Origin of the sequence: Candidatus Pantoea edessiphila, assembly GCF_002933335.1 — a bacterium.
Taxonomy (GTDB): domain Bacteria; phylum Pseudomonadota; class Gammaproteobacteria; order Enterobacterales; family Enterobacteriaceae; genus Pantoea_C.
Map to the genome: position 1 here is coordinate 286,205 of NZ_PDKS01000001.1, position 26,605 is coordinate 312,809.

Here is a 26,605-nt window from a genome sequence, read left to right on the forward strand (position 1 = left end):
CGTATGTTTATAAGATAATAAATCATTATAAGATAATAAATCGTTACGTTAAACGTAATATTTATATTTAAATTGTTTGTAATTATTGTATATTATGAAAATATAATGTTATATATAAATATACAAAATCAAGTAAACGCATTTATTTATGTTAAAGAGATATTTTTGTTAAAGAGATATTTTTATGAGATTAGTATCTGTATCAGATATATTATACAATCATGTTGTAGTGAATGATATGATTACTGTTCGTGGTTGGGTACGCACTAGAAGAGATTCAAAAATTGGGTGCTCCTTTATTTCAATTTATGATGGTTCCTGTTTTCACAGTGTACAAGCTGTTGTTAATAATTCTTTAGAAAATTACAAAGATACAATAACTCATCTAACTACAGGTTGTTCAGTTATAGTGACAGGGATGATTATTTCTTCTCCTGGATATTGCCAAGATCTTGAAATTCAAGTAACTAAATTAGAGGTGGTTGGTTGGGTAACAAATTCTAATTGCTATCCTATGGCAGCAAAAAGCCATAGTATGGAGCATCTACGAGAAATGGCACATTTGCGTCCTAGGACAAATATAATAGGTGCTATAACTCGTATACGTCATACAATAGCTCAAGCTTTACACCTTTTTCTTGATAATCACGGTTTTTTTTGGATACCAACTCCAATTATCACATCATCTGATGCTGAAGGTGCAGGTAAGATGTTCCGCGTCTCTACTTTAGATTTAGATGAATTACCTTATAATGATCAAGGAAAAATCGATTTTAATAAAGACTTTTTTGGGAAAGAAGCTTTTTTAACTGTTTCAGGCCAATTAAATGCTGAAACATATGCTAGTGCTTTATCAAAAGTATATACTTTTGGCCCTACATTTCGTGCTGAAAATTCAAATACTGCTCGCCATTTAGCTGAATTTTGGATGTTAGAACCAGAATATGCATTTGCATCTTTGGAGGATATTGCTAAATTAGCTGAACTAATGCTTAAATATGTATTTAATTTGGTTATTGAAAAACGTAAAGATGATATGGAGTTTTTTGCTAAACGTATTGATCAAAATATAATAAAACGTTTAGAACACTTACTATCTATTAATTTTGTTCATATAAATTACGATGATTCTATTGATATTTTAATAAATTCTAAAAAGTCATTTGAAAATAGTGTTTACTGGGGAATTGATCTATCATCTGAACATGAAAGATTCTTGGTAGAAGAATATTTTAAAATACCAGTAATAATTAAAAATTATCCTAAAGAAATAAAGGCATTTTATATGCGTTTAAATGATGATGATAAAACAGTTGCTTCAATGGATATTTTAGTACCGGGGATTGGTGAGTTAATTGGTGGATCACAAAGAGAAGAACGAATTGATATATTAAACATGCGTCTCAAGGAGTCAGGATTAAATATTGAAGATTATTGGTGGTATTGCGATCTTCGGCGTTATGGAACTGTTCCTCATTCTGGTTTTGGATTAGGATTTGAACGGTTGATTTCTTTTATTACTGGAGTACAGAATATTAGAGATGTAGTACCATTTCCACGTACACCACGTAATGTGAATTTTTAAAAGCACATAAATAAGAAAAAACGAATTTGATTTATTTTTTCTTATTTTAAATAGCATTTTAATTTCTTTAAACAATTAGTGCTTGATTACAATTAAATGATTTTTTTACAATTATTAATTTTTATTTGATCATTAATATTAATAAAAAATCATATAATAGTTATGCTGAATGACCCTTAATGAGGTTAATAAATAATGGTTCGTCAAAAAAAAATTTTTATGGCAGCTGTAACTATGCTGACTGTTTTAATTAGTAATGTAACCAATGCAGTAGAGGTTTATAATAAAAACAACACTAAATTAGATATATACGGTGAAATAGATGGTTTTCATTATTTATATCCGAATGCTTCTTTAAATAAAAATATTCCTTTTGATTACCGTCAAAACTATTTTATTTTTAATGTTCCGCGAGAAAATAACACAGGATTAGACAAAAGTCGTGCTAATTTTGGGTTTAAAGCCGAAACTTTACTGGATGATAATATAATAGGATATGGACAATTACAATATGATTCTCCCTTATATATGCCTGAAAGTACAACAAATTCTACTAGTAGAGCTACTTTAGGTTTTGTGGGCATTAAATCTCCTTTAGGATCTATTGATTATGGACGTAATTATGGAGTTATTCATGATGTAAGTAGTTGGACTAGTGTTCTTCCAGAATTTGGTGGTAATTCAGAATATTCAGATAATTTTTTAGCTGGTAGAAATAGCGGATTATTTACATATCGTAATAAAGATTTTTTTGGAATCAAGAAAAATCTAAATTTTGCTATTCAATACCAAAGCCAACGTGCACCTAGTATTGATGTTATGCATTTTAATGGAAATACTTTAGGAGCATCAATTTCCTATGTATCTTCATCTGGTTTAGGAATAGCCGCAGCATATGGCAATAGTATGCTTATTAAAGATCATTCAACTACTCCTGAACCAAAAAATAAACCAAAAAATGAACCAAAAAATGAACCAAAAATTGATCAAAATAATGGACCAAAAATTGACCAAAATAATGGACCAAAAATTGACCAAAATAATGGACCAAAAATTGACCAAAATAATGGACCAAAAATTGATCAAAATAATGGACCAAAAATTGATCAAAATAATGGACCAAAAATTGACCAAAATAATGGACCAAAAATTGACCAAAATAATGGACCAAAAATTGATCAAAATAATGGACCAAAAATTGACCAAAATAATCATCTAAACGATGATCTAAATGATGTACCAAAAATTGACCAAAACTTTGACCACAACAATCATCTAGACAATGATATAAACAATGACCTAACAAATGACTTAAAAGGTGATTCAAATAAAGTAGCCGTTGTTAATAAAAAGAAAGATGATGCAAAGTCAAATTTAGATCCAAAAGATAATGCAAGACAATGGTCTGCTGCTATCAAATATGAAAAAGATCATATATACTTTGCTACAATGTATGGGGAAACACTGTCTACAACCTATTTAGAAAAAGCAGGCAAGGACTATGTTAGTGGTTTTGCTGATAAAATACGTAATTTTGAAATAGTTGGAAAGTATAAATTTGATTTTGGTTTTTCCCCCTCTATAGCTTATATAGTATCAAAAGTTCAAAATATGCAGGGTGGAAATACTTATCTATACAGATATCTCGATATAGGTGCGACTTATAATCTTAGTAAGAATATGTCAACATATATTGACTACCGTATAGATCAGAAAGAATCCAAGGGTCTATTAAATTTTAATGATCCGGATAATATTTTGGCAATAGGTTTAGTTTACAAATTTTAGAAAAATTTTTACAAAAAAACGGAACTTTGGTTCCGTTTTTTTTATTTGTAAAATAACTTTTCTTTTATTATCGTTATATAATTACAGAAATTTATCTTTGATGCAATATTTACTATATTGGAATTAAATTATGTTTGAATCAACTTTGTTTGCACCAAACGATCCTATTTTAGGCCTAGCTGATCTATTTTATCTAGATAATAGATCTTATAAAATTAATTTGGGTATAGGTGTTTATAAGGATGAACTAGGTAATACTCCTATACTTAACAGTGTAAAAAATGCTGAGCATATATTATTAAAAAATGAAAACACTAAAAATTATTTAAATATTGAAGGATTAATTGAGTTTGCCCATTTTACTCAAAATATGCTTTTTAAAAAAGATAACAAAGTTATCAAAACAGGTCGTATGTGTACAATACAAACCTTAGGTGGAACAGGAGCGTTAAGGATTGCAGCAGATTTTATATCAACACATACATCAACAAAACGTATTTGGATTAGCAATCCAAGCTGGCCTAATCATAGAAATATATTTTCTAATACAGGTTTTGAAATTTGTTACTATCAGTATTATGACGAAATAAATCATAAATTGTTATTTGATAATATGATCAATTCATTAAGAAACGCTAAACCCGGGGATATAGTATTATTTCACGGATGTTGCCATAATCCAACAGGTATTGATCTAAATTTTGAACAATGGCAGAATTTAGCTCAAATGTCTCATAATAATGGTTGGTTACCCCTGTTTGATTTTGCTTATCAAGGATTTGCAAATAACATCAATGAAGATGCTAAAGGATTACGTCTGTTTTTAGATTCACATGAAGAAATGATTATAGCTAGCTCTTATTCAAAAAACTTTGGTTTATATAATGAAAGAGTTGGAGCTCTTACTTTACTAGCTGCAAATTCTAAAATAATTAAAAACATATTTAGCCAGATAAAATCTATAATTCGTTCTAATTATTCCAATCCACCAGCACATGGTGCAAATATTGTAATAACTATTTCAAAAAACCAGTATTTATATGATATGTGGCAGAAAGAATTATCATATATGAATTTGCGAATTAAGCTTATGCGCACTTTATTTGTCAACACTTTAATTAAAAAAAACATACAAAAAGATATAAGTTTTCTTTTAGATCGTCAAGGAATGTTTTCATTTATTGGATTAAATAAAGAACAAGTTTTTAGACTAAACAAAGAATTTGGCATTTATATAATAAATTCTGGTCGTATAAACTTTGCAGCTATCACTCCAAGTAATATAACTTATTTATGTAATTCAATTAAAAAAGTTTTTTGATTATGTTTTAGCCTATAATTTAATTTAAAAATGTATTATGTATTCTTTCATATCCTAATGTAGAAATAGATCCATGACCAGGAATGAATGTTATGTCATCTCCTAATGGCAATAATTTGATCTTAATGGAATTAATTAGATGTTGACGATTGCTTCGAGGAAAGTCACTTCTACCTATACTGCCATTAAAAATCACATCTCCAGATATCAAAATACGACCTTTTCGATAGAAATATACTATATGTCCTGGTGTATGACCAGGGCAATGTATAACTTCAAACGTTAATGATCCTACTTCTATTTTATCACCATCTTCAAGCCAAGTATGGGTAGTAAAATTTGATGATTTATTAATATGTTTGCTTTGGTTTAACATATGTTCTAATAAAAATTTATCAAATTTTTGTGGTCCTAATATTGGGATTTTATAAAATTTACTTATTGCAATAGAGGCTCCAACATGGTCTAAATGACCATGGGTTATTAAAATTTTTAACGGATTGATATTAAGCTCTTGTAATTTATTTTTGATATTGTCAGCATTTCCACCTGGATCAACAATTACAGCTTCACTAGTCAATTTACACCATACAATACAGCAATTCTGCATAAGAGCAGTAACAGGAATGATATAATAATTCATAAGCCCCCATAATACCTGGCGTTTTAATTAAAAAATTTAACTGTTAAGTTCAATATAGTTATATTATAAATGGTTATTTTACTAATAGTTAATTATTTTAATTAGAAAATACTTTTCTAGCTTTGATATCTATTAATATTGGAATACCATTATTAATTGGATATGCCAAAAAATCTCTATTACAGATAAGTTCTTTTAAATTAGTATCATACTCTAACTTATTATTACATACAGGACAAATTATAGTTTCAAGTAAGTAATTGTCCATTTTATACTTCCTAGCATAGATTTTATTTTATTATTTAAATCAGCTTAATATAATACACTAAGCACCAAAATATGTGATCAGTTGTTTTTGTTATAATAAATTAAGTAAATCTATTTTAATATGCAATAATCTTCAAAATATAACCATATATATATAATTTATTAAAAAAAATAAAGAAGAAAAATAGATGCTGCGCTAAAGTGCAGCATCAAACTTGACAATTAAAATAATATTATTCTTATATAACAAATTAATTATACATATTTGCACGATCACGTAGTTCCTTTCCTGGTTTAAAGTGTGGAACATACTTGCCTTCTAGATCTACTTTATCACCTGTTTTAGGATTACGACCTATGCGAGGAGCACGGTAATGTAATGAAAAACTACCAAAACCTCTAATTTCAATTCGTTCACCTTGTGATAATGTAGTAGCCATGTATTCAATTATCTCTTTGACAGCATTTTCAATAGTTTTAATTGATATATGAACATTTTGTCTAGCTAATTTTTCAATAAGTTCTGATTTTGTCATATAATCACCAATTAGCTATAATTAATATTAATACTGAACTAGTATATATTTTTTATTAGGTTAATTATTCATTTTTAGCAGCTTTAAATGCTTCAACCATAACATTAGAGAAATTACTCTCTTCATCATCATTACTACTATTATTGGTTATATTGTCTTTTTCTTCATATTGCTCCTTTATTTTAGTAGATAAAATAACAATACGATTTTTACGATCAATACCAATAATTTTTGCTTCTATTTTATCTCCAACTATATAAGGTATAGTTCCTGTATTATCTTGAGAATTTTCAATAATTTTCAAAGATCCTTCAATGCTATCAGATAATGTTAATGTAACATGTTTAACATCAACTGAAATTACTGTTCCAGTAACAATACTCCCCTTTTTATGCAATGTTATATAATTATGGAAAGGGTCTTCTTCAAGTTGTTTGATACCCAAAGATATACGCTCCCTTTCTGTATCAACTTGTAATACAACAGCAGCAATTTCATCTCCCTTCTTATAATTACGGACTATTTCTACACCGTCGTGGTTTAAATTCCATGAAATATCTGATAAATGTACTAAACCATCAATACCACCATCTAAACCAATAAAAATTCCAAAATCAGTTATCGATTTTATTTTACCTTTAACGCGATCTCCCTTATTATATTTTTCAGAAAATTGTTGCCATGGATTCGGTTTACATTGTTTTAAACCCAGTGAAATACGACGTCGTTCTTCATCAATGTCTAGTACCATTATTTCAACTAAATCATTTATATTAACAACTTTTGAAGGATGTATGTTTTTGTTAGTCCAATCCATTTCAGATATGTGTACTAAACCTTCTACTCCTTCTTCTATTTCTACAAAACATCCATAATCAGTTAAATTAGTAACTCTTCCATTAAGTTTAATACCCTCTGGATACCTATTAGCAATTGCTATCCAAGGATCTTCTCCCAACTGTTTCAAACCTAAAGATACACGAGTTCTTTCTCGATCGAATTTTAATACTTTAACTTTAATTTCATCTCCTACATTCACTATTTCACTTGGATGCTTAACTCTTTTCCATGCCATATCAGTAATATGCAATAAACCATCAACTCCTCCTAAATCTACAAATGCACCATAATCTGTAAGATTTTTAACAATACCTTTAATTTCCATTCCTTCTGATAAATTTTCTAACAATTGATTACGTTCAGCACTATTTTCTGATTCAATAACAGCTCTACGCGAAACAACAACATTATTGCGCTTTTGATCTAATTTTATTACTTTAAATTCAAGATCTTTGCCTTCCAAATGAAACATATCTCTTACTGGACGAATATCCACTAATGAACCTGGTAAAAATGCACGAATACCATTAAGCTCAACAGTAAATCCACCCTTAACTTTGCCATTTATAATTCCTGTAACAATTTTAGAACTTTCATATGCAATCTCCAACATAACCCAAGCTTCATGGCGCTTAGCTTTTTCGCGAGATAAAATGGTTTCACCAAAACCATCCTCTACGGCATCCAAAGCAACATCTATTTCATCACCTACTTGAATTTGTACTTCTCCTGTAATATTCTTAAACTGTTCTATAGGAATTGCAGATTCAGATTTTAATCCTGCGTCTACCATTACTATATCGTTATCTATGGATATTACTATTCCACGAACAATAGAACCTGGTTTTGTTTCTATCTCACCCAGGTATTCTTTAAATAATTGAGAAAAAGATTCAGCCATATTGATAATTTTTAGAACTCTTAATTTTAACTTCCATATGACTTCATGTCTTATGGTGTTGTTTAACATTACCTATACCTAATCCTTGGTATAAGTTATTATCCTTAATTATTAAATATTTTTCCTGAGCATATTGTAGTGTATTATTTAAAACTTGTTTAAAAGAAATATGTTCCGAATTAATAATTAGCGCATCACTAGCAGGTAATAAGGGTGAAATTTTGCGATTATAGTCCCGTTCATCCCTGTCCTTTATTTGATTAAATAATTTTTCAAAATTAACACTAAAACCTTGTTTTTTCAATTGTAACTTTCTACGCTTAGTACGTTCTTCTAAACTAGCATTTAAAAAAATTTTTACTTTTGCATCAGGAAAAATAATAGTACCCATATCACGTCCATCAGCAATCAAACCCGGGGTTTTAAGAAAATCCCGTTGTTTTTGTAATAAAGCATTTCGGATTAAAGGTTTCTCTGCAATATATGAAGATAATTCACTTACTTCTTGTTTACGTATAATTTGAGATATATCCCTATTATCTAAAAAAACTATAAATTTATTGTTCTTATAAACAAAGTTTAAATTAAAATCTATTAATATGTGTTTAATTGATCTTTCTAGTTGTAAAACATTTATTTTTTGCTCTATACAAATAAGAGCTAAAGAACGATATATAGCACCAGAATTTAATATATTCCATTTTAATAATCTTCCTATTGCTTTACACAATGTGCTCTTCCCTACTCCACTAGGACCATCTATAGTTATTACAGGGATAACCAACATATTTATTCCATTTTGTAATCATTTCATAAATGTAATTTTTATGTTATTGCATTTTAAATGAGTTATTGATTAAATAATTTATTTTCGGTATTTCATGATAAATTATTTAATAACAATGGCTAATTTTAGCAAATTCTTTGAAATATTTAGGAAATGTTTTCGTAGTACAACTTGGATCAATAATTGTAACAGATTTGTCCGACAAAGCTATTAGAGAGAAACACATTGCTATACGGTGATCGTTATAAGTGTGAATATTAGCATGAATAATTTTTTTTAACGGTTTAATAACTATATAATCATGTCCCTCTTCAACTTCAGCACCTAATTTACGTAATTCAGTAGACATTGCTAACATTCGATCTGTTTCTTTAATACGCCAATTATAAATATTGCGTATTGTAGTTGTACCTTTAGCGAATAGAGCCATTATTGCAATTGTCATAGCAGCATCGGGAATATCATTTAGATCCATGTTAACAGCCCTTAATTCACCTGCTGTGCAAGATATATAGTCCTTGCCTCTATATATCACGGCACCCATTTTTTCTATTATATCAACAAAACGAATATCTCCCTGTATTGTTTGAGAACCAATCCCCCGTACAGTTACAGTACCGCCTTTAATTGCAGCAGCAGCAAGAAAATAAGATGCAGCTGATGCATCTCCTTCAATTAAATATTCTTTAGGTGAATGATATTGTTGTTTCCCTTCTATAAAAAAATTTCGATAATTTTGATGTTGCACTTCGACACCAAAATCTCTCATTACTTTCAAAGTAATATCAATATAAGGTTTTGAAACCAAGTTGTCTTTAACAGTAATTCTAGTATCTTTTTGAGCTAATGGAGATAGCATTAATAAAGCAGTCAAAAATTGACTAGATAAGCTGCTATCAATTGTAAATTGACCTCCTGCAAAACCACCAAATATTCTAAGAGGTGGATAATTAATATGCTCCAAATAGTCAATTTTAGCTCCACCTTCTCGTAATATCTCTACTAAATGACCTATTGGGCGCTCTTTCATCCTTTTTTCACCAGTTAATATAATATCTTGTGACTCTAAACATAGCATTGCTGTCAATGGTCTCATTACTGTACCGGCATTACCTAAAAATAATTTCAATGAACTAGATGATTTTAAAGGTCCAGAATTACCAATTATTTTACATGTAGTATTATTATCGTATAGTTTATAATGTACTCCTAATTCTTTTAATGCCTCAAGCATATATTTAACATCATCGCTATTTAGTAAATTTTTTAGCTCGGTTGTGCCTTTTGCTACAGCTGCCAGTAATAAAACACGATTAGATATGCTTTTAGAACCTGGAAGATTAACTGTACCATTAACTCGATAAATTGGTTTTAAAGTTATAGAACTATGCATAATACAATCCAAATAAATGTAAATATTACTTATTGTAATTAAATTTTATGAAATTAAATATTTTATTGTTCATTATCCATATTTACTTTCAAAATAGCGCATAAAATCAATTAAAGTATTCACTCCATCTAAAGGCATTGCATTATATATTGAAGCACGTATACCTCCTATAGCACGATGACCTTTTAACGCAATTAAACCTGCTTCAAATGATTTTTTTAAAAACAAATTTTCTAATGAATAATTTGTTAATGTAAAAGTAATGTTCATGTAGGATCGATTTTTTTTAGAAATATTGTTTTGGTACAAATCGCTTTTATCTATAGTTTTATAGAGGATATCTGATTTTTTTTTGTTAATTTTACTCATTTCAAGTAATCCTCCTTGTGCTTTTAACCAACTAAATACTAATCCTGATAAGTACCAAGCAAAAGTAGGAGGAGTATTAAACATAGATTTGTTTTTTGATAAAATATTATAATTAAGTATTGAAGGGAGATAAGGATTTACTCTAATATTTAATAAATTTTCTTTTATAATAACTATGGTAAGTCCAGCAATACCTATATTTTTTTGCGCACTAGCGTAAATTACCCCGTAATTATCAACATTTATAGGACATGAAAGTATAGATGAGGATAAATCAGCTATTATCACCTTATTTTCGAATTGTGGTTGTTCATGTATAGCTATGCCATCAATTGTCTCATTTGGACAGTAATGTAAATATGCTGAATTATCACTAATATTCCAATGTTTCATAGGGGTTATTGCGTGTATATTATTGTTTATATTTTTTACGTTTATAACATTTGGTATACAATATTTTTTGGCTTCTTGGATAGATTTATTCGCCCAATATCCTCCATCAATATAATCAGCACTTAAAAAAGTGCCTAAAAGATTAGCTGGTATTGCAGCAAAATGTGCTCTTGCACCACCGTGACAGAATAGTATTTTATAATTGGATGGTATTTTTAATAGTTCTCGCAGATCTTGAATAGTTTTTTCAGCCATATTTATAAATTCTTTACTGCGATGACTGATTTCCATTACAGACACCCCTATATTTTTCCAATTTAATAGTTCTTCTTTTACTCTAGAAAGAACTTCTGTTGGTAACATTGCAGGACCTGCACTAAAATTATATGTTTTTATCATGATTCTCTACTAAATATACTAATATATTGTTCTTATGAAATTATTTTTGTGTTTTATAATAAAATTACTTATATAATAATAACTAATAAAACCATATGTTTTTTATATATATCATAAATTACTATTCTAAATTCATCAGATTGCTTTATGATTTATAATAAAGAAAATTTTATTATAGATTTTATTTCACTTGATAAATATTATTTAATATATTGATTTTATATTATTCATATACGAAATTAAAACATTGGGTATCATAATACTACCATCTATCTGTTGATAATTTTCCATGACTGCTGCTAACGTTCTACCTACTGCTAGAGCTGAACCATTTAAAGTATGAGTTAATAAAATTTTTTTATTTCTTTCCTCACTACGATAACGTGCTTTAATTCTACGAGCTTGAAAATCTGACATATTTGAACAGGAAGAAATTTCTCTGTAGGTGTTTTGTGCTGGAAACCAGACCTCTAAATCATATGTTTTAGTGGCTCCAAAACTCATATCTCCAGCACATAACAATATCTTACGGTACGGTAAATTTAATAATTGCAATACTTTTTCTGCATGTTTTGTTAATTCTTCAAGAGCATCAACAGATTTTTCTGGTTTAACAATTTGAATCAATTCAACTTTATCAAATTGATGCATTCTAATTAATCCACGTACATCACGTCCATAAGAACCTGCTTCAGATCGAAAACAAGGTGTATGTGCAGTAAGTTTAATCGGTAGGTTTTCTTCATTAAAAATCTTGTTTTTTGCAAAATTAATTAAAGGTACTTCAGAAGTAGGTATTAGAGAATATTTTTTAATTGCTGATTTGTTTTTCAGTATGTTAATATGAAATATATCATCTCCGAATTTAGGTAATTGTCCTGTACCATATAGACTATCTTGATTAACAATATATGGAACATAGGTTTCTAAATATCCATGTTGATTAACATGTAAATCAATCATGAATTGACCTAATGCACGATGTAAATAAGCAATTTTACCTTGCATAACTACAAATCTAGCACCAGTTATCTTTGATGCAGAAGCAAAATCAAGTCCATTATTAATTGCTCCTAATTCAACATGATCTTTTATATTAAAATTAAAATCACGCAGTTTACCCCAGTAACTAACTGTAATGTTTTTATGTTTATTACTTCCGCTCGGAACTTCCTCTGAAGGTAAATTAGGAATTTTTAACGAAAAATCTTTTATTTGATCTTCAATATCTTTTAATTGTGATTTTTTATAATCTAATTGAGATTTTAACAATTTTATTTCTTGACATAATTTGTTAATGTTTTCACCACTTCTTTTAATTTTTCCTATGTTTTGAGATTTTATTTTATATTGTATATTTAGTTGTTCGTTTTCTACTTGCAAATTTTTACGATTGTTTTCAAGAGCAATAATTTTATTTGAATCTAGAACAAATCCTCTTCTTATTAATTTTTTTGCAACTATGTATGGTTCCTTGCGCAATAGATATGGATCGAGCATAACATAACCTATATGTTTAAATTATATTGATATTATTTTTAAATAAAAACCCATTTTATAATATATTACCGATATATTATATTGCTTAAAATATTATAATTCATAATTGTTTTTCAATATTAGATTCTATCAACCAAATACATTTATCTAGATCACGAGATAGAGATATTAATATATCATTCGTCACTAAATCTTGTATATTATTTATTTCTTTAATATTATTTGTTGTTATATTGTTATAACGTCTAATGAGTTCATTTAAGTGATTTTGTATATTATCGATATTTATTGGGTAACTTTTTAATGATGTTTGATTATAAACCGTTTGTAGAGTACCTAATGCAATGCCGTTTAATTGAACAATACGTTCAGCGACAATATCTTGATGTTTAATTATAATATCATAACAATCGTCTAACATTTTATGTATTGCTATAAAATTAACTCCTCTTATATTCCAATGTGCTTGTTTAGTCATTAAAGATAAGTCAATTAATTCTGCCAATAATAAATTGAGTTTATTAATTATGTGTATTTTTTCATTGGTATCAATATGACTACAAGTATAAATTAAATCAGAAGATAAACAATCATGATCTGTATGCTTAATATTTTTCATTGTTTTCCTCATTATAAATAGTTGAACATCATTATTTAATTAATAATGCTAGAAAATTATTGATAAAAATCTATAAAACATTAATATATAGATTATATATTGTTTAAAATTAAATTTTATTTTTTATAAAAAGTATTCTTATAATGTATTTAAAAAATTATTTATTGTTTCAACAAGATAGAAATTATTAATTATTACAATAATATATTTCCGTTATTTAAAACATCCTTATCATCTAGCTAAAAGTTAAGCAATCTATTTCTATAGATTATATTATAGTTATTTGTTATAGGAAATATTACTAAATATGTAAAGTACATGATTTCTGGTTTTATTAACTTTTGTAGATGGTTACATTTAGTTATTTGAGTTATTTTACTGAGTAGTTAAAGATTATATAAAACAAAGATAAATTAATATTTACAATACGTGAAAAATAATTGCATAAACCTTATAAATATAAAAAATAATTAATTTGTAACCATTTAATTAATTTATCACATTTTAATTAAATGAAAATACATTTTTATTTCTTTGAGGTTAATTATGAAAAAATATGCATATTCTTTTGTATTAGCTTGCATAATGTTTTTATATATCAATGTATCACATGCACATATTGCAATAATTGGTGGAGTTGCTCATGGTAGTTCTAAAAAAATGCCTATTGACTCAAGTGGTGTGAATTTAAAATATCGTTATGAACATGAGATTTATCCCATTAGTTGGATAAATTCCTTCATGTATACCAGTATTAATAAGTTTCAAGATAATTTTTACCTAAAAAGTCAATATTATAGTATTTGTACAGGTCCTTCATTTCGTTTAAATAATTGGTCTAGCATTTATGGTGGTTTAGGTTTGGGCTATGGTAAATTTCAAAGTAGACATACAGTTGTAATAAACAATAAATTTTTGTTTTCCAATTTCGGGCCTTCATTGATGATGGGAATCCAATTTAATCCTACAAAAAATTTCTTTATTGACTTAGGATATGAAGCCGGTATCATGAAAGATAATAACATCAATAATGTTGTTGCTGGTATAGGTTATAGTTTTTAGTTTTATCTTTATGATTTGAAAATTAAAGACGGTATATAAAACCGTCTTTATAAATAGTTTATTATATTTTGTGAATATATATTTCTGTTAAGATTTATATTTTTTGTTTTTGCAGTATATTATTTTAAAACAAACTAACTTATAAATGAATAAACATATTGAAAATTAATCATAATATTATTAATAATTTGATTTTAGCCATAATAGTAATAATGACTATTATAGTAGTTACGTTATTAATTTTTAAAATTAATAAATTAACTTTTAGTACTATCTGTTGATTAACTAATCATTAACAATGATTTTTTACTTAATATCATGATATTATAATAGGTTAGAAATAATTTCTATTATTTATAAATAATTAAACTATTATTAGTTTGGATACTTATAATTATTAAATTTATTAAAAGTAATATTATCATCATTGATAACATGTATTGCTATTTTAAGAATTTTTTTTATATTAGAATAAATAATCAATATAATTTATATTATTTGATTAAATCAAGGAAGTTGTTTATTTAATATAACAAATAAATTTTACTATAGCAGATATATTCAATTATTGAAAATACAATGTAATGTATGTGTAATGTAATGTATGTGTATAGCATTAATAATTAGTTCTATTATATATATAAAAAAATTAAAACAACTATATAGATATTTATTTTTAATAACAGTAAAATTATTTCTATACTAAAAGCAATATTGACAATTATCAGAAACAAAATAAAATATATTGCTATGAGATTATTACAACTATATTTAATTAATATGATTGATGTATAGAGTTTGATGGAATACATAAATACATAATATAGGCATATTAATAAGATTATTATGGACATCATGCAAATAATCTATTTTAGTATATTTTTAATATAAATTTGACAATTAATATTACAAAGTTATGTTTGAATTGTTCAAAGGGGTTAGAGTTGATAATTATGTTGTAATATGATGTTATCAATTAGAAGAAATTTTATAAAAAACAGTAAATATTGATACATATTATGCAATATGTATTTTGTATGTATTTAATATAATTATGAAGACAATTTATAAAATTTAAATTAAATAATTTATTATAGTCATTATTAATAAATAAAAAAAGAAGATAATAATTTTTATAAAATTATTTACTAAATATTAGAAAAATAGATTTTAAAATTAATGTAATTTATAATCCTCTATTAATAATTAATTTTAATTAATTTAAAGTTCAATTTTCAAAGAAGACATGTTAAATATGGTTAATATGTTTTATTTTCTAAAAGAATTTGTAATATACTTATTTTATAATTAATTAAATATTATAATATTTAATTAATTAAAATCTATTAATAAATAATAAATTCTATAATTTTTATAGAATAAGATTTGTATCTTATCACAATTAGATGAATATTATTGATAAAAATTTAATTACACTCCTAATTTATAATAAAGGATATTATTATGAGTGATCCATTTAAAATTTTAAATAACATTCGTACATTACGAGCTCAAACTCGTGAACTTCCATTAGCCGATTTAGAAGAAATTTTAGAAAAACTAACCGTTGTAGTAACTGAACGTCGTGAAGAAGCAGAAACAGAAGAAATACAAAATCGCGAGAAAGAAGAAAAATTATCTAAATATCGTAAAATGTTATTAGAAGACGGAATTGATCCCAGTGAACTGTTAGGATTAATAGAAATAGACAAAAAAAGAAACAAGCGCATTCCAAGACCAGCAAAATATTCCTATATAGATGAAAATGGTATTCAGAAATTATGGACAGGTCAAGGAAGAACACCTCTAGCTATTAAAAAAGCTATAGCAGCAGGAAAAAATCTAGAAAGCTTTCTTATTATTGATTGACTTCTATGAAATGAAATCAATTATAATAGCTAAGGCTAAGAGCCCTCCTGAGAGATTTGTATTTAATACATGATATCTGATGGATAATATATAGTGAATATTTTACAAAACATGTGATTTCTAAAAACATCAAACTTTAATACCAGGAAACTGTATTAAAGTATATACAATAATTAATGTAATTCATATGGTTATGATATTATTCATGTAAAGCATGTTTACCAAACATAATTTGTTTGTCAATAAATATAATTAAAATTAATTACATACTGTACAATTGTTATCCTTATTAATTTTTATTTGGTTAAATTCTAAATTAAATCCATCATAGATAAGTAAACTTGATGTAAATTGATTGCCATAGTTAGTTAATAATTTAAGTGCTTCTAATGACTGCATAGCACCAATTACACCAACAATAGGGGACATTATTCCTTGTCCTATGCAATTATAATCGATATGATTAAAAAAACGGCTAATACACCGAAAACATGGATTATCTGGTAACCAATTAAAAGTACTTAGATAACCCTCCATACGAATAGCAGCTCCAAAAACTAATGGGATTTTAAAAACAGAACATAAATAGTTAATTTGTTCACGAGTAGTGATATTATCACTGCAATCAATAATTACTGTTTGTCTCCTAATAATTTCTAATATATTATCTTTTTCTAATTTATCATTAACTACATTGATTATACAATGTGGATTTATTTTAGATAAATCTTCAGCAGCAGAATACACTTTAGATCTATTAATATCAATATCATGATGTAAAATTTGACGTGATAAGTTAGATAACATTACAGTATCATAATCAATTAATGTAATTTCTCCTAAACCTGATGCTACAATATAAAGAGCTGCTGTACAACCTAATCCACCTAAACCAATTATGGCTACTTTACTAGACTTTATTTTCTTTTGGCCTTCAAAATTGAACCTGTCTAATTTGATTTGTTCAATATAACGTAATATTTCTTCTTTATTTTTTATGATTTTAAACTCATTTCTCAAGTAACATATTAAAAGGTTCTACTTCTACCCAATCACCAGCTTTAACATTACCTTGTTCACAACCTAATATAATAAAACAATTAGCTTTTGTAAAAGAACTAAAAAAATGTGAATTTTGAACTCCAGTACTACAAACTTGCATTTCATGTTTATCGCTTTGAACCAAATAGCCTCTCTGAAATTCAATAAAACCTGGAGATTTTTTTAAATTTGTTGCAGTGCGAACTTTGTACCTTTTTTTAAAGATAGAAGGATAATTTTGCCCTTGACATTTAGAGATAAAAGGTTGTGCTAACTGATAAAATGTTACAATAGCTGAAACAGAGTTACCTGGTAATCCAATAAACCAACTTTTATCTAAATGTCCAAATGCGAAAGGTTTACCAGGTTTTATAGCTACTTTCCAAAAAATAATTCTCCCCATTTCTTCTAATACGGTCTTCATAAAATCAGTTTTACCGACAGAAAGGCTACCGGTAGTAATTACTATATCAGAAGATATATCAGCCTCTTTAATAACATAACGTATATCATTAATATTATCTTTAATAATTCCAAAATCTATAACTTCACAGCCTAATTTCTTTAACATTAATGAAATAGCAAAACGATTAATATCGTATAATTTATTATTAAAGTTTATCTTTTTACCAATATATTGCAATTCATCACCGGTAGAAAAAATTGCAACACGAAGTTTACGTACTACATTGATACTAACAATACCCAGTGATGCAATTAAAGATAACTCTGTAATACCAAGTTTTACACCTTTATCAATCACAACATCACCAATTTTAATATCTTCACCAACTAAACGAATATTTTGTCCTAAAATAACTGGTTTATTAATAAAAATATTATTATTAATAATTTTAACATCTTCTTGTTTTATTACTGCTTCGCAGCTCTTTGGTATTTGTGCTCCAGTCATTATACTTATTGCACTATCATTTGGCCAATTTCCAATAAATGGTTTACCAGCTAATGCATCACCACAGACTTTTAATAAATTATTCATTTTCATATCATGAGATTTTATAGCATAACCGTCCATTGCTGAACTATTAAATGAAGGTAAATCAATAGGTGATATCAATGATTCAGATGTAATACATCCTAAAGCATCTACAATTGGCAAACATATATAATTAGTTACTGGATAGGCGTGTGATAGCATTGTTTTGCGAGCATTTTGGAATGACGTTAATTTTTTAATAGAGTTTTTCATCATAATGTAGCAAAATCGCGTTATAAAACATAACAATTACAAAACTAAAAGACTTGATTAAAATAAAAATTTTTAAAAACATGCTGTTTTAAATATTTAAATAATTTTCTAACTATTACCATTTAACAACAAAATTATTTTAATGATATTGTCAATATTATAAGCATCTAATTTTAATTAATGTATACATATATAAATATTATATTCAAAACATATTGTTCCGCTCTAATATTATAGAACTATAATTAATAGTTATTAGTTATGAACTAATATAATGTTAAACATATAAATTATGTATTATTTTTCTATTATATTAATACTAGTTATTTGTTGATTTAATTTATTTGTTTAATCTAATTATAAATACAAATATCAATTTATAAATACAAATATCAATTTATTGAATCAAATTGATTGAATCAAATTAAATAATTTAATATTTTTAAATTTTACTAATTGTAAAAATTTTGCTTAAATTATAAAATGAGTACTAAAATAATACATTTAACCAATTAAAACAATTAAACAATAATCAATAAACTTTAAATAAAAGATTAGATGAATTTTTGAAAAAACACATGATAAATATTAAAAATATTTTTCTTATAATAGCTTTTGTTATAGAATCATTTTACTTACTTACTTGCCCCTTTAATGTTTATGCTAAAGAGGAATTGCCAGTAGCTCCTAAAATGAACGCTAAGGCTTGGGTTCTTATTGATTATTCTAATGGAACAGTATTATCGGAATTTAATTCTGATAAAAAGCTTAATCCAGCTAGTCTAACTAAAATGATGACTAGTTATGTAATAGGTCAAAAGATAAAAGAAGGTAAAATAAAATATGAAGACATAGTAACAATAAATAAAGATGCATGGGCACCAGGTAATCCATTATTGCAAGGTTCATCATTAATGTTTATAAAACCTGGTGATCAAGTATCTGTCTATGATTTAAATAAGGGTGTTGCTATTCAATCTGGTAACGATGCTTGTATAGCATTGGCAGATTATATAGGAGGGAGTCAAAATGCATTTGTTGATTTAATGAATTATTATGTAAAAGTATTAGGATTAAAGAACACTCATTTTATGACAGTTCATGGTCTTGATTCTGATGGACAATATAGTACTGCTCACGATATGGCTATCATTGGTCAAGCATTAATCCGAGATGTTCCTAAAGAATATGAATTAAATAAAGAAAAAGAATTTACTTTTAATCACATTAAGCAAATCAATAGAAATAAATTACTTTGGAGTAATGTTTTAAAAGTTGACGGTATTAAAACTGGTCATACATTAGGAGCTGGAAATAACTTAGTAGCCTCTGCTGTGGACAATAACACTCGTTTAATTTCTGTTATACTAGGAGCGCCAAACGATCCTGTCCGTTTTACAGATAGTGAAAGATTATTAATATGGGGTTTTAATTTCTTTGAGACCGTAAATCCTATAAAAGCAAATGTACCCTTAACAAGTAGAAGAGTGTGGTTTGGAAAATCTAGTAAAGTTAATATTGGTATTAATAATGATGTATCCTTAACTATAATCAAAGATCAAAAACAAGATGTTAAAATAAACTTTAGTCTAAATTCAGAACGCTTGGATGCTCCTTTAAAAAAGGGTCAAATAATTGGGAAGGTTGTTTTTAAAATCCAAGATAAAGAAGTAGACGATTGTCCATTGGTAGTGCTTAATGAAGTTAAGAAAGGAAATTTTTTCAGCAGATTTATAGATTTTATAATCATCAAAATTAATACTTGGTTTGGTCTTTCACTCTAAATCTTATTAAATACATTAAATAGTGAATACATCCATTAATTTATGTTGGATATTTTATAATTGAGTACGGTAATATATTGATTGATAAATTAATTTATAATTTGAATTTTTTTATTAAATGTTATAAATAAATGTTAAACGAGTAGTATTTATAAAATATTTAACGTTAGATTTTATGGATATCAAATAAATTCAACAACTATTAATTTAATTTGTAATTACCATTTCATTTGTTGTTTTGCTTCTTAAAGTATTAGTTATGCACAATATCAAGCAATTATTGCTTCGATTCAAACAGCTTCTACATTTGGATCTTTACAGTATTTCTCTATTATATATGTTACAGATAAATCATTGCTTTTATACATTAAATATTTATCTAACAATCAAAAATGGATAATCCTAATATGCCAAATTTTGCTCCTCCTTTAATAGACATTTATAAATTTGTAATAACGCTAAACATTGTAGATATATTGAATAACTTATTATTGGCTAGATTGATACTGTAATTATTGCATAAAACGCAATATTTATTACAGACTATTTGAATTTAGGTGCTTTTCTTATAGGTGGTATTTGTAACAATATTTACAAAACGATTAAATTATTAAATTTGCCGAAATTCATGTTACTATTATTTAGGTTATCCAAAATATGTTCCTGAAATTAAATTTTGTATACTACCGGCAACTATTTTATATAAAAATTATGTATCATATAATAGACCAAAACACACTTGGAAATATACAACATAAACATTAAAAATCGTTATAGCAGTAGCAAAGTTAACAAACGTAAAAATATAATGTGAAATCAATTAATGCAAAAATTAATCATGAGAAAGATCTGATTAATTATGCTTTAAATTTCTAAAAAACAAGGTTGGTCAATATATTAATGAGAAATATAACCAATTAAGGAATTAAAAGATGAAAATAGCTATTTTATCTCGAGATAGAACATTGTATTCGTGTTGTCGTTTAATTAAAATGGCTGAACATAGAGGTCATTATGTACAAGTTATTGATCCTTTATTGTGTAATTTGCAAATCAATGCGATTCATCCATCTATTTATTACAATGGGCAATTGTTAGATCATTTTGATGCAATTATTCCACGTATAGGAATATCTAGCTATTTCTATGGAATAAATTTATTACGTCAATTTGAAATTTGCGGTAGTTATTCATTAAATAAATCAATTTCTATATCTAAAGCACATGATAAGCTACATTCTTTACAATTATTGTCGGAAGCAGGTATTGATATTCCAATAACTAGTTGTGTTTCTTGGTTTCAAAAAACTGAGCAATTAACTGATTTAGTAGGTGGTGTACCATTAATAATAAAATTAGTAGAAGGATCTCAAGGAGTTGGTGTAATAATAGCTGAAACTTATAGAGCAGCAGAAAGCATAATTGATGCTTTTCGTATTATGAATGCTAATATTTTAATACAAGAATTTATTAAAGAAGCTAATGGTTGTGATTTGCGTTGCTTAGTTCTTGATAAGAAAGTAGTAGCTTCTATAGAACGAAAATCTAAAGAAGGAGATTTTCGTTCTAATTTACATCAAGGAGGAAAAGCTTATCATGTAGATATAACAGAAAAAGAACGTTTCATAGCGATAAAAGCAGCTGAAATTCTTAATCTTGAATTAGTAGGAGTTGATATTATAAGATCTAATAGAGGACCTTTAATTACAGAAATCAATATTTCTCCTGGTTTAGAAGGAATCGAAAATATAAGTGGATTGAATATTGCTGGAAAAATAATTGATTTAATTGAAAAAAAATATCTTGATATTTAATGAGATAATTTTTATAAATCCAATCATTAAATAAATTTTATTATAAACTAATGCATAATTAACGGCTACGAAATGTAATTCTCCCTTTACTTAGATCATATGGAGTTAATTCGACAGTTACTTTATCTCCTGTCAAAATTCTAATATAGTTTTTCCTCATTTTTCCAGAAATATGTGCAGTTACTATATGTCCATTGTCAAGTTCCACACGGAACATTGTATTAGGTAATGTATCTAATACAGTACCCTGCATTTCAATATTATCTTCTTTTGACATAAAATATTCCTAATATTTAGTGTTTGTTCTATTAAAAGCAAACCAAAATTAAATTATTTAATAACAGCTAAATAGTTATGTAGCTAAAATAATTTGCCATATTTTACATATGGTTCTCATTTCTTTAATAAACTGTCTAAGTAACGTTCAACATCAAGTGCAGCCATACATCCAGTACTAGCTGAAGTGATTGCCTGTCGATAAATACTATCTGTTACATCACCAGCAGCAAATACTCCTGGAATACTAGTTTTGGTTGAATTACCATTAATTCCTGATTGAATTTTTATATATCCGTTTTCTAATTCTAATTGATTATTTAAAAAACTCGTATTTGGGATATTACCAATTGCAATAAATATTCCTGTAACATCTAAAACTTTATCTTGTTGTATATCTAAATTAGAAACTAATTTTATTCTATTAACTCCTAGTTGATTTCCTAAGATTTCTTTTACTACATAATTCATATGCAGTAAAATTTTACCTTCTTTTATTTTTTTCATTAAGCGATCAATCAATATTTTTTCGGCATTAAAAATATTACGACGATGAATTACATGTACTTTAGATGCTATATTAGATAGGTATAGTGATTCTTCGACAGCAGTATTTCCTCCTCCAACCACTGCTACTGTTTGATTTTTATAAAAAAAACCGTCACATGTTGCACAATATGATACACCCTTACCTATAAATTGTTTTTCTGATTCTAAACCGATATGACGAACAGATGCTCCCGTTGCTATTATTAAGGCATCACATTTATATTCATAATTTCCTAATAAATGAAAAGGTCTATTACTTAAATCAATATTTTCAATATGATCAAAAATAATTTCTGTATTAAATTTTTTAGCGTGTTGATACATACGTTCCATTAATAATGGACCAGTTAAATTAGAGTGATCACCTGGCCAATTTTCTACTTCTCTGGTGTTAATTAGTTGCCCTCCTCTATTAATACCAGTAATTAAAACTGGATTAAGATTAGCACGAGCAGCATAAATAGCGGCTGTATAACCAGCAGGACCAGATCCTAAAATTATTAGTTTATAATTTTTTTGTATTGTCATTTAATACTCGATAAATCAACAAAATGAATTCATATTAAAATTATCAAGATGATAACATAATCTATATTATTTATTACATATAAACTTTTATATATTACTCACACTAATAAAAAATAAAACATTATCTAGTAGCCTATAATATTATAAATATTTAATAATATCTCTAAATAAAATTTATATAATTCTATATGATGTACAATACAGATTAAGATTATTGTAATAAGAATTATTGTAATTAATAATACACATTTTGCCCTTGCTAATTTTGTATAGTATATCATTTTATGATTGATTATCCAAATATCTTTATTTTTTTTTATTCTAAATAAACAACATGTTGTAATTTATATACTATAATTGCATGTTTTCAATAACTGATTATAATTATAAATGAAAAATTGTACGAAAAAATCATTTTAAATTTATTTTTTTAAAAAATTTAAATGATATAAAATAATCATTTAGTACGAAATATCACTACATGATAATTACACAGTATAACATTATTGATATAAATAATATCTGCTACATCGATACATTATCAATAATTATTTTTTGTTAAAGTAAACAATAAAATTAATAATTTTTATTAATCAAAAAAATATTTTGATAAGTACTACACTCACAAGTCGAATGATAAGTAAATCATATAAACTAAATAAGGATAATTCGTAATCTGTATGTATTATTAATAAATGACCTAATTAAATGTTTGCTACAGGAGAAGTAGAATTTTGCACTTAAATATTAGAGGATTAATAAGTCAATATGGATATTTAGCGCTGTTTATTGGGTCTATAGCGGAAGGAGAAACTTTTACACTAATAGGTGGTATTACAGTTCATGAAGGATTATTGAATTTTACAGGAGTAATACTATCAACTATGTTCGGAGGCATACTCGGAGATCAATTACTTTATTGGATAGGACGAAAATATGGAACAAGAATAATACAAAAATTAAAAAAATATAAAAACAAAGTAATTAAAGCAAGAAAATTAATAAAAAGACAGCCTGTCTTATTTGTTATTGGGGTTAGATTTATGTATGGTTTTCGTATTATTGGTCCTATTATTATAGGTGCAAGTCGTTTAAATTCAATGAAATTTTTTATATTAAATGTGGTAGGAGCTGCTATATGGTCAATTATATTTATAACTATTGGCTATTATGCAGGAGGTGTTGTTATACCTTGGGTATATAAAATTGATCAGCATATAAAATATATATTATTGATATCTGTTGTTATAATATTTTTATCGATAATAAGTTATACTATTTATTCATTGTTTTATAAAAAATATAAATAAACTATTTTATTTAAGATATCAACTTAAGTATATTTCATTAGTTTTATCAAGTAAAATTCAAAATCATTTTTTTTATTATCTATCATTATAAATGATATCAAACAATATTCAAAATAACTATGAATATTTAATGATATCAAACAATTTCACAATAACTATGAATATTTAATGAATAATAGTTAATTATATACAATAAGTTTCATATTTTGAGGATAGTTTTATCTCCCTCTCCCCATGTATTTAATTATAGGAGATAGGGAGTACAATTATTTACTTATTACGATCTCCGAAAATTCTAAGCAATAAAGTAAATAGATTAATAAAATCTAAATATAAAATAAGAGCACCTACTATCGAATTACGGCGCAAACTGTTGTTATCATTTATATCGATTTGATTAGCAATAATTTTTAGCTTTTGAGTATCATATGCTGTCAAGCCAACAAATAGTAAAATACTAATACATGTTAAAAGCCAAGTTAATAAAGAATTTTTTAAGAGAATATTTATTATTGAAGATATTAAAACACCAATTAGACCCATAATTAATATATTGTTGAAACTACTCAAATCTCTTTTAGTAGTGTAACCATAAATACTCATAGTACCAAACATCATGGAAGATATACAAAAGGTAGTAACAATAGAAGAATTAGTATAGAATAAAAAAATGCACGACATGACTAATCCAGTCAGCATAGAATAAAACATAAACATCCCTGTAGTTACTGCGCTACTAAAGTTAATTATTGAATTAGAAATAAAAATAGATAAAAATAATTGTATAATAACTAATGAAAAAAAAATATTTTTATTACCAAAAATAAAATTTATTATTGGACTATGAGCAGTTAACCAAGCGACAAAGGATGTTAGTATTAAACCACATGCCATCCATCCATATACTTGAGTCATATAAATATGTAGTTCTCTTGATGATTGCTGTACAATTGAATCACTTTGTGAGTATCGATGCATGACTTATACCTCTTTCAATAAAGATAAAAATATCATTGTTAAGTAACAATTTACTTTACTATATAAAGATGAGTTTTCTTTATATAAGATAAACGATTAATAACAATCTTTAATTAAGTGTTATAAAAATTATGTTGTTTATTAATAGAACAATAATTTGTGAACTAAAGTATCATTTTATTTAACTCCTAATATCAAATGATTTAGATTAATCGTATTATTTTATATTTGTCTTAAGAAAGAGTTGTCTATTCAACAAATTTTGTATAAAAATAAAATTTTATTATATAAAATAATTGCTGATTATATTAAAAAATAACTTCCACATTGATAGTTTTAAGGTTATATATAAGTACTAAAGAATAAAATATAATCTCTATATACTATAATTAATGCCAACGAACTATCGCATCATAATCACTATTACACACATCAATCCAACGATTACCAAATTCTGTTTTTTCATTTTTCCAAAATAATGCACGAGTTTTTATATGATCTATAATAAATTCCACAGCATTAAAAGCTTCACTGCGATGAATACTATTGATACCAATAAAAACAATCTCATTACCAGGTATTAGCTTTCCAATACGGTGAATAACCCTAATACGTTGTAAAAACCACCGTTTTCGGGTGTTATCAATAATTATTTGCAAAACTTTTTCTGTCATACCTGGATAATATTCTAAAGTTAACTCTTTTACTTTATCACCAAGATTATGGTTACGCACTTTTCCAATAAAAATCACTGTTGCACCTTCTTCTAAAGAATTACTTAACCAACAATATTCTTTTCCTATATTAAAAGGTTTTTTATTAATACTAATTTTAGTCTCCATT

General features: G+C 26.3%; 23 protein-coding genes. 8 read left to right on the forward strand and 15 right to left on the reverse strand.

The features are described 5' to 3' along the window. Positions 1 to 184: 184 nt before the first annotated feature. The 3 genes from asnS to CRV11_RS01310 all read left to right on the forward strand — a co-directional run bounded on the left by asnS (position 185) and on the right by CRV11_RS01310 (position 4,694). Positions 185 to 1,585 carry an asparagine--tRNA ligase gene (gene asnS, locus CRV11_RS01300; RefSeq protein WP_136131528.1) on the forward strand — a complete coding sequence of 467 codons (1,401 nt, stop codon included), beginning with the start codon at positions 185 to 187 and terminating at the stop codon, positions 1,583 to 1,585. Positions 1,586 to 1,780: 195 nt separating this feature from the next. After that, entirely contained in the window at positions 1,781 to 3,373 is a 1,593-nt protein-coding gene (locus tag CRV11_RS01305; RefSeq protein ID WP_136131529.1) for a porin, read from the forward strand. Between the two features lie 130 nt (positions 3,374 to 3,503). Further along, positions 3,504 to 4,694 (forward strand): amino acid aminotransferase, encoded by a 1,191-nt coding sequence (locus CRV11_RS01310; RefSeq protein WP_136131530.1) that lies wholly within the window; start codon positions 3,504 to 3,506, stop codon positions 4,692 to 4,694. Positions 4,695 to 4,713: 19 nt separating this feature from the next. On the opposite strand, the gene CRV11_RS01315 is transcribed toward CRV11_RS01310, so the two are convergent. From CRV11_RS01315 to dps, 9 genes are all read right to left on the reverse strand, one after another. Continuing rightward, positions 4,714 to 5,337, reverse strand: a complete 624-nt coding sequence (locus tag CRV11_RS01315; RefSeq protein ID WP_136131531.1) for an MBL fold metallo-hydrolase — start codon at positions 5,335 to 5,337, stop codon at positions 4,714 to 4,716. Positions 5,338 to 5,434: 97 nt separating this feature from the next. Continuing rightward, positions 5,435 to 5,605: a Trm112 family protein gene (locus CRV11_RS01320; RefSeq protein ID WP_136131532.1), complete on the reverse strand. Its 171-nt coding sequence runs from the start codon at positions 5,603 to 5,605 to the stop codon at positions 5,435 to 5,437. A gap of 250 nt (positions 5,606 to 5,855) precedes the next feature. Next, a complete protein-coding gene (gene ihfB, locus CRV11_RS01325) occupies positions 5,856 to 6,140 on the reverse strand; it encodes an integration host factor subunit beta (RefSeq protein WP_136131533.1) in 285 nt (94 codons plus the stop codon). Between the two features lie 64 nt (positions 6,141 to 6,204). Beyond that, positions 6,205 to 7,881 carry a 30S ribosomal protein S1 gene (gene rpsA, locus CRV11_RS01330; protein WP_136131606.1) on the reverse strand — a complete coding sequence of 559 codons (1,677 nt, stop codon included), beginning with the start codon at positions 7,879 to 7,881 and terminating at the stop codon, positions 6,205 to 6,207. A gap of 43 nt (positions 7,882 to 7,924) precedes the next feature. Beyond that, on the reverse strand, positions 7,925 to 8,668 hold the full coding sequence (cmk, locus tag CRV11_RS01335; protein WP_136131534.1) for a (d)CMP kinase: 744 nt from the start codon (positions 8,666 to 8,668) through the stop codon (positions 7,925 to 7,927). Positions 8,669 to 8,774: 106 nt separating this feature from the next. Next, positions 8,775 to 10,061: a 3-phosphoshikimate 1-carboxyvinyltransferase gene (gene aroA / locus CRV11_RS01340; RefSeq protein ID WP_136131535.1), complete on the reverse strand. Its 1,287-nt coding sequence runs from the start codon at positions 10,059 to 10,061 to the stop codon at positions 8,775 to 8,777. Between the two features lie 72 nt (positions 10,062 to 10,133). Continuing rightward, positions 10,134 to 11,222, reverse strand: a complete 1,089-nt coding sequence (gene serC / locus CRV11_RS01345) for a 3-phosphoserine/phosphohydroxythreonine transaminase (protein ID WP_136131536.1) — start codon at positions 11,220 to 11,222, stop codon at positions 10,134 to 10,136. A gap of 204 nt (positions 11,223 to 11,426) precedes the next feature. Next, entirely contained in the window at positions 11,427 to 12,722 is a 1,296-nt protein-coding gene (serS, locus tag CRV11_RS01350; RefSeq protein WP_136131537.1) for a serine--tRNA ligase, read from the reverse strand. A 100-nt stretch (positions 12,723 to 12,822) separates the two neighbouring features. Continuing rightward, positions 12,823 to 13,341: a DNA starvation/stationary phase protection protein Dps gene (gene dps, locus CRV11_RS01355; protein ID WP_136131538.1), complete on the reverse strand. Its 519-nt coding sequence runs from the start codon at positions 13,339 to 13,341 to the stop codon at positions 12,823 to 12,825. A gap of 546 nt (positions 13,342 to 13,887) precedes the next feature. Between dps and CRV11_RS01360 the strand changes: the two genes are divergently transcribed. Both CRV11_RS01360 and CRV11_RS01365 read left to right on the forward strand, forming a co-directional pair. Then, positions 13,888 to 14,403 (forward strand): Ail/Lom family outer membrane beta-barrel protein, encoded by a 516-nt coding sequence (locus CRV11_RS01360; protein ID WP_136131539.1) that lies wholly within the window; start codon positions 13,888 to 13,890, stop codon positions 14,401 to 14,403. 1,464 nt (positions 14,404 to 15,867) lie between these two features. Continuing rightward, entirely contained in the window at positions 15,868 to 16,272 is a 405-nt protein-coding gene (locus CRV11_RS01365) for an H-NS family histone-like protein (protein ID WP_136131540.1), read from the forward strand. Between the two features lie 258 nt (positions 16,273 to 16,530). On the opposite strand, the gene moeB is transcribed toward CRV11_RS01365, so the two are convergent. Both moeB and moeA read right to left on the reverse strand, forming a co-directional pair. Next, on the reverse strand, positions 16,531 to 17,292 hold the full coding sequence (gene moeB / locus CRV11_RS01370) for a molybdopterin-synthase adenylyltransferase MoeB (RefSeq protein WP_241974164.1): 762 nt from the start codon (positions 17,290 to 17,292) through the stop codon (positions 16,531 to 16,533). After that, positions 17,282 to 18,523, reverse strand: a complete 1,242-nt coding sequence (gene moeA, locus CRV11_RS01375) for a molybdopterin molybdotransferase MoeA (protein WP_136131608.1) — start codon at positions 18,521 to 18,523, stop codon at positions 17,282 to 17,284. Before moeA ends, moeB begins: the two co-directional genes overlap by 11 nt. Positions 18,524 to 19,101: 578 nt before the next feature. Here moeA and CRV11_RS01380 point away from each other — a divergent pair. Continuing rightward, the gene (locus CRV11_RS01380; protein WP_136131541.1) at positions 19,102 to 20,307 is read left to right on the forward strand and encodes a serine hydrolase; all 1,206 of its coding nucleotides are present in this window, start codon (positions 19,102 to 19,104) and stop codon (positions 20,305 to 20,307) included. A 932-nt stretch (positions 20,308 to 21,239) separates the two neighbouring features. Next, on the forward strand, positions 21,240 to 22,121 hold the full coding sequence (gene rimK / locus CRV11_RS01385) for a 30S ribosomal protein S6--L-glutamate ligase (protein ID WP_136131542.1): 882 nt from the start codon (positions 21,240 to 21,242) through the stop codon (positions 22,119 to 22,121). Between the two features lie 58 nt (positions 22,122 to 22,179). On the opposite strand, the gene infA is transcribed toward rimK, so the two are convergent. Next, positions 22,180 to 22,398, reverse strand: coding sequence for a translation initiation factor IF-1 (gene infA / locus CRV11_RS01390; protein WP_136131543.1), 219 nt, complete (start codon positions 22,396 to 22,398; stop codon positions 22,180 to 22,182). 116 nt (positions 22,399 to 22,514) lie between these two features. Then, positions 22,515 to 23,474, reverse strand: a complete 960-nt coding sequence (trxB, locus tag CRV11_RS01395) for a thioredoxin-disulfide reductase (RefSeq protein ID WP_136131544.1) — start codon at positions 23,472 to 23,474, stop codon at positions 22,515 to 22,517. 734 nt (positions 23,475 to 24,208) lie between these two features. Here trxB and CRV11_RS01400 point away from each other — a divergent pair. After that, entirely contained in the window at positions 24,209 to 24,784 is a 576-nt protein-coding gene (locus CRV11_RS01400; protein WP_136131545.1) for a DedA family protein, read from the forward strand. Between the two features lie 270 nt (positions 24,785 to 25,054). Here the strand turns inward: CRV11_RS01400 and CRV11_RS01405 are convergent, their stop codons facing one another. Then, the gene (locus CRV11_RS01405; protein WP_136131546.1) at positions 25,055 to 25,762 is read right to left on the reverse strand and encodes a Bax inhibitor-1/YccA family protein; all 708 of its coding nucleotides are present in this window, start codon (positions 25,760 to 25,762) and stop codon (positions 25,055 to 25,057) included. A 389-nt stretch (positions 25,763 to 26,151) separates the two neighbouring features. After that, the gene (moaE, locus tag CRV11_RS01410; protein ID WP_136131547.1) at positions 26,152 to 26,604 is read right to left on the reverse strand and encodes a molybdopterin synthase catalytic subunit MoaE; all 453 of its coding nucleotides are present in this window, start codon (positions 26,602 to 26,604) and stop codon (positions 26,152 to 26,154) included. Between the last annotated feature and the right edge of the window lies 1 nt (position 26,605).